Origin of the sequence: Streptomyces diastatochromogenes (assembly GCF_002242805.1) — a bacterium.
GTDB classification, from domain to species: domain Bacteria; phylum Actinomycetota; class Actinomycetes; order Streptomycetales; family Streptomycetaceae; genus Streptomyces; species Streptomyces diastatochromogenes.
This window is the reverse complement of sequence record NZ_MCGQ01000135.1, coordinates 1-5,954: the sequence shown is the minus strand read 5'-3', so window position 1 is coordinate 5,954 and position 5,954 is coordinate 1. Positions and strand designations below refer to the sequence as shown.

Here is a 5,954-nt window from a genome sequence, read left to right as displayed (position 1 = left end):
GTGCCGTCGTCCAGCAGCACGGTGAGGGCGCCGCTGAGGCCGTGCCGCAGTCGGAGCGGTTCGCCCGCGAGGCTTCTGGTCCGGATGAAGCGAGTCGCCCCCGCCTCCCGTACGGCGCTGACCAGGAAGGCGCCCTGGGTGCGGAAGTTGTGCAGGGTGACGTCCGCCCAGGCGGACGGGACGGCCGGGAAGACGCGGACCACGCCGCCCCAGCTCTGGCAGAACATGTCGTGCAGCGACTGCGAGGCGGACAGCGGGGTCTCGATGACCGGACCGGCCTCGGTGTAGTGCGTGTTGGCGCGGCACGGGTAGCGGGTCGTGGGGTCGAAGAACCTGCGCAGGTACGTGATCGCGGTGTCGCCGTCGCCGGTCATCGCGTACATCGAGGCGGCCCCGGTGTAGCTGTAGCCCCGGTGGGCGCCGGTCAGCGCGTGCCAGTGCGCCACCGACTTCGAGATCAGGTCGCGGTTCTCCGGCTGGTCCCAGTTGACGAGGTACAGCGGATACACCATCAGCAGGTGCGAGTAGTGTCGGTGGGACTGGGCGTACGGGGTACCGGCGCCGATCATGAAGCCGTTGTCGTCGACCGGGTACGGCGTGAGCCGGGCCAGCACCTCCTGCCAGCGCGGTGTCAGCTCGTCCTCGATGCCGAGCAGTTGAGCCGAGTCGATCAGCGTCCGGCAGCCCCAGCGGATCAGGGCCAGGTCGTAGGTGGTGTCCTGTGGCGGCACGACGGGGTATTCGGGCGAGAGCGTGCTCGGCAGATGGAGCCTGCCGTCGCTGCCCGGGGTGAGGAAGTGCAGGTAGTAGTTGATGGCGCGGCGCAGCACCGGGAAGAGCGTGTCGCGCAGCAGGGACTCGTCCATGGAGTGCCGGTAGGACAGCCACACGTTGTGCAGCGCCCAGGTGAGGTCGCCGGTCTCGGCGCCGGTGCCGGGCCGGCCCACGCCGCGGTCGGCGAACATGTCGGAGCTGCGGCCGATGCCGGAACTGTCCGCGCGGTAGGCGGCGGGCACGTTGGCGATGAGCTGTTCCTGGCTCTGTCGCAGCGTGGTGGCGAGCGCGTCGAGTTCCGGGTGGTTGAAGCCATGGATGAGCCAGTACTCCAGCTGGACGTTGAGGTTCCACCAGACCGCGGGCCAGGGCGTGGGCTCCAGCCACGGCCCACTGGTGGCCATGACGGGGCCGCCCGCGCGGCTGGCGGAGGCGACCTTGTAGAGCTGGATCCAGTGGAAGCTCTGCAGCCGCTGGTCGGGGAAGGAGACGAAGCTCTTGCGGTAGAACGCGTGCCACCAGCGGATGTGCCGTCGCCTGAGGGCGTCGTACGACGTCACGCGCCGGAGGTTGCGCAGCGAGGCGGCCTCGGCGGCGGTGTCGGAGGGCGAGCTGTGTCCGACGCTGAGCAGCAGGTCGTCGCCGGTGCGGCGGTAGGCGGTGGCGGTCTGGCCGCCGCCGGTGAGGTGCTGGAGCACCTGCTCGGTGCCGTCGGCGGCGGTCCGCGTGGTCCAGGGCGGGTTGGCGGCGTAGCCGGCGGGCGGGGCCTCGCTGATGCGGCGGGGGCTGACGGCCTCCTCCGGGTGGAACGTCCAGGTGACCCGTTCGCCGCCGTCGGCCCGCACACGGACGGCCAGGACCTCGTCGTGGATGAGGGCGGAAAGGGTGAGCGTGCCCGCGCTGGTGGTGATGGTGCCGGTGAGTTCGGCGTTCCACAGGCTCAGCCGCCAGTCGACGGCGGTGATGGTGCCGACCGGTTCGAGCGTGAGATGCCCGACCGGCAGACGGCAGGTGCCCCAGCCGCTGCCGAACTCCGGCCGGTGGTCCTGCACACGGCCGTGCTGGACGGTGAAGCGGACCTGATGGGCGCCCGGCTCCTGGTAGACCATGCTGCCGAGCAGCCCGTCGCCGAGGAACGGGCCCTCGTGCCAGAGGGCGGGCAGCCTGGTCCACAACAGGTCCTGGCCGCGCAGGAACCGTTCCCAGGCGTCGTCGGTCGTCATGGTGTCGCGCAGTCGCCACGGGCGTCCGACGGCCCCGCCCGCCGGACCGGCTCCGCCGGACGCCCCCGGCCGTAAGGACGGTTCGGCGTGGGCCTGCGCCGGCAGGGCCACCGTTGCCGCCCCGCCCAACGCGGTGCCGAGTACGGCTCTGCGGGGCACCGGCGAGCGCTTCTCCCCCTGTGAGGTCATCATCGTCCTCCCGAGCTGACGGACCCTCGAAACATCGGGTGTATGGCGGAAGCTAGGCATGACGCATGAGCCTGTCAACCACCTTGGTGGCCATGCGTCTATGACACATCCGATGTATGGAGAGATCAGGCCGCGCCGGTGAGGAGGGGAAGGTAGCCCAGCGACTGCCCGGGCGCCGTGGGGTGGTACGACACGGTCAGATCCAGCCAGTCGACACTGTGCAGCCAGGGCGTGGACGAGCAGATCTCGTGCCCGGCGAAGGAGGTCCGGGCGTCGGCGAAAGTGAACCCGTGGTCGGCGGCACGCTCGGCGATCACGCTGTTGAGCTCGTCCACGGCCCCGTTGAGCGCCGACCTCTCCGTGTCCGCGAGGCCGCCCGAACAGGTGCCGTGGAGCAGGTAGAGGTGCGGATAGCCGAGCACCACGACGTGGGCGTCGGGCGCCTTGCTCCGGATGGCCGAGTAGAGACGGTCGAGATTGCCCGGGAGGGTCCCGTCCATGAAGGAGCGCGCTTTGGCGACGGCGGAGAGGCACGCCTCGGTGCCGGGCAGCACGCAGGTCGCCATGACGCCGGTGAAGCCCGAGTCGCTGCCGCCGACGGTGAGGCTGACCAGATCCGTACGGGGGCTCAGCGGGCCGAGCTGCTTCGCCATGACGTCGCTCGTCCGGGCGCCGTTGCACGCGGTGAAGCCGAACGACGCCGGCGCATGGGCCGCGGCCCACAGGGCGGGGTACGCCAGGCTGCTGCGCAGGCAGTCCGCGCCGGAGGTGAAGTAGCTGCCGGCTCCGACACCGGCCGAGTAGGAGTCACCGAGAGCCACGTAGTCCATGGCTTCGACGCTCGGCGCCGCCGGCGCCCTCACGGGACCGGCGAGGGTGCAGGCGGCGGCCGCGAGGAGGAGGGAGGCCGCATAGGAGGCTATTCGGGACCGGCTCATAACTCTCCTCTATCGCGGCCCGGTCCGCCTCCGCCCGCCAGGGCCGTCCTCCCTGTTCGGCCGTGTTGACAAACCTCTGCGGCCATGCCCGCTGCCGCAGCACGCCGCACGGGAGGGGACCCGGGCGCAGGGTGGCGTGCCGTTTCCCCGGCAGAGTTCACCCGGTGAGCCGTCACCCGTAAGGCGGTGCCCGCGACCCGGCTCGGCGCGGACGGCCGCGAACGGTGCGTGACCCTATAGTCGATGGTCGTCGGGGGATGGGCACACAAGTGGGGTGGGGATGACGGGAGTTCACGGGGAACTGGTCCGTCCGTTGGCCGAAACCGTCCGGTCGCATGCGGTCCGCGCGGGGGACAGGACCGCCTTCCGCGACGGGCGTCGAGGCGTGACCTGGGCGCAGCTGGATCAGCGGACGGCGCGGATCGCGGGGCATCTGCAACGGCTGGGCGTACGCCGCGGGGACCGGGTGGCGTTCTGCCTGTCCAACCGCGTGGAAATGGTGGAGAGCTGCCTGGCCGCCGTGCGCGCGGGGGCGGTCGGGGTGCCACTGGATCCCGGGGCGGCCGACGGCGAGTTGGCCCATGTCCTCGACGACAGCGGCGCGGTGGCGATCGTGATCGAGGCAGCGCTGCTGGAGCGCCTGGCGCGGGTGGCGGCCGGGCGGCAGCCGCTGCGGGTGGTCGTGGTCGTGGGTGCGCAGTCTGTCGAGCCGCCTGCTGCGCCGGCCGAGGCCGGTCAACAGGACGGCGGAGCCACACGTGCGCTGCCGCCCGGAGCGCCCGCCGGCGCGGTGTCGTACGAGGAGCTGGCCGGGACCGATGCGGGCCGTCCGCCGTACGACGGTCTCGGCCTCGACGAACCGGCCTGGATCCTCTACACCTCAGGCACCACCGGCGAACGAAAAGGCGTGGTGACGAGCCAGCGGGCCGCGCTGTGGTCGACGGCCGCCGCCTACGCGCCGCTCTTCGGCATGTCCGAGGAGGACCGGCTGCTGTGGCCGTTGCCGATGCACCACGCCTACGCGTACTCGCTGGGCATCCTCGCCGTGGTCGCCACAGGTGCGAGCGCCTACCTCCTGGACAGGGGCGTGGATGTCGTGGAGACACTCCAACGCCAGCCGTTGCAGGAGCCGTTCACGATGCTGGCCGGGGTACCGGCCACCTACCACCTGCTGGTGAGCGCACTGCGCGAGGCACCGCGGGCGCTGGGCGGGTTGCGGCTGTGCGTCACCGCCGGAGCACCCTGCCCGCCGGAACTGCGCTCCTCCGTCGAGGAGTTGCTGGGCGCACCGCTCCTGGACGGCTACGGCGCCACCGAGACCAGCGGCAAGATCGCGGTCGACCGACTCGAGGTGCCGGGTCCGCGGCGCGTGCCGCAGCCGGTGCCCGGAGTCGAGGTCCGGGTGGCCGACCCGCTCTCGGGTGCCACCGCCGCCGACGGCGACGAGGGCGAGATCTGGGTGCGTGGCCCCAACCTGATGATCGGCTATCACGGTCGCCCCGACGCTACGGCCCAGGTTCTCCGGGACGGCTGGTACCGCACCGGTGACCTCGGCCGCCGCGAGCCCGGTGGGGGGTTGCGGGTCACCGGCCGGGTGGGCGATCTGATCATCCGCGGCGGGCAGAACGTCAACCCGGTCGACGTGGAGCAGGTGCTTCTGGCCTGTCCCGGTGTCGCCGACGCGGCGGTCGTGGGCAGGGCGCACGACGTGCTGGGGGAGGTTCCGGTGGCGTTCGTCGTCCCCGGGCCGGACGGAGTCGACCTCGCGAGGCTGCGGGCCGCGTGCCGGGAGCGGCTGTCCGCGTTCAAGGTGCCGGACGAGATCCGGCTGAGCGAGTCGCTGCCGCGTACCTCCTCAGGCAAGGTCCAACGGGCGGTGCTCACCAGGCAGTTGACCGAAGCCCTCGCCGCCGAGCGGGAGAACGCCTCCGCCGGACTGCGGGCCCGGCTGCTCGCGCTGCCCGCCCCGGAGCGGCGTCGCGCGGTGCTGAACCTCGTCATGGTCGAACTGCGCGGCGACGGGGAGACCCACCCGGAGCCGGACCAGGCCTTCACCGATCTGGGGGTCAGCTCCCTGCAGGGTGTCCTGCTGCGAGACCGGCTCGGGGCCGTGACCGGTCTGGAGCTGCCCGCGACCCTGGTCTTCGACCGCCCGACGCCGGACGCGGTGGCCGAGTTCCTGCACGACTCGCTGTTCGGCGCCTCGACCCCGGCGGCGCGCGGGGCCAGGCCAGGCACACCCGCTGACCCGCCCTCGCCCGACGAACCGGTGGCCATCGTCGCCATGGCCTGCCGCTACCCGGGACTCGTGGACGACGTCACCTCACCGGAGGAGCTGTGGCGGCTGCTCGCCGACGGCACGGACGCCACCTCCGCGTTCCCCGCCGACCGGGGCTGGGATCTGGCCGGACTGTTCGACGCCGACCCGGACCGGCCGGGCACGTCGGTCACCCGCCGCGGCGGCTTCCTGCGCCGGGCCGCCGACTTCGACGCGGCCTTCTTCGGCATGTCCCCCCGGGAGGCGCTGGCCACCGACCCCCAGCAGAGGCTGCTGCTGGAGACCGCCTGGGAGGTCGTGGAACGGGCGGGCATCGCCCCGAACGCCCTGCGCGGCAGCGACACCGGAGTCTTCGTCGGCGTCATGCACGGCGACTACGGGGGCCGTCTGCTGCACCGCGGCGGACACGAGTACGAGGCACACCTCGCGCTCGGCTCGGCGGGCAGCGTGGCCTCCGGGCGCATCGCCTACACCCTGGGCCTGGAGGGGCCCGCGGTGACGGTGGACACGGCCTGCTCCTCATCGCTGGTGGCGATGGACTGGGCGGCGCGG

At 72.4% G+C, this 5,954-nt stretch carries 3 protein-coding genes; 1 reads left to right on the top strand and 2 read right to left on the bottom strand.

Annotation, left to right across the window (positions count from 1 at the left end; genetic code table 11):
* Both BEK98_RS47085 and BEK98_RS47080 read right to left on the bottom strand, forming a co-directional pair.
* A partial coding sequence (locus tag BEK98_RS47085) for a glycosyl hydrolase family 95 catalytic domain-containing protein (protein ID WP_094222943.1) occupies positions 1–2,186 on the bottom strand: 2,186 nt, incomplete at its 3' end.
* Positions 2,187–2,311: 125 nt separating this feature from the next.
* Complete coding sequence (locus BEK98_RS47080; protein WP_094222942.1) at positions 2,312–3,124, bottom strand: SGNH/GDSL hydrolase family protein; 813 nt, start codon at positions 3,122–3,124, stop codon at positions 2,312–2,314.
* A gap of 280 nt (positions 3,125–3,404) precedes the next feature.
* Here BEK98_RS47080 and BEK98_RS47075 point away from each other — a divergent pair.
* Positions 3,405–5,954 (top strand): AMP-binding protein (locus BEK98_RS47075; protein WP_143684282.1); only part of this gene is annotated, 2,550 nt, incomplete at its 3' end.

Excerpts from the sequence above, each read along its gene's own strand:
- BEK98_RS47080 (WP_094222942.1), bottom strand. The coding sequence starts at position 3,124 with ATGAGCCGGTCCCGAATAGCCTCCTATGCGGCCTCCCTCCTCCTCGCG.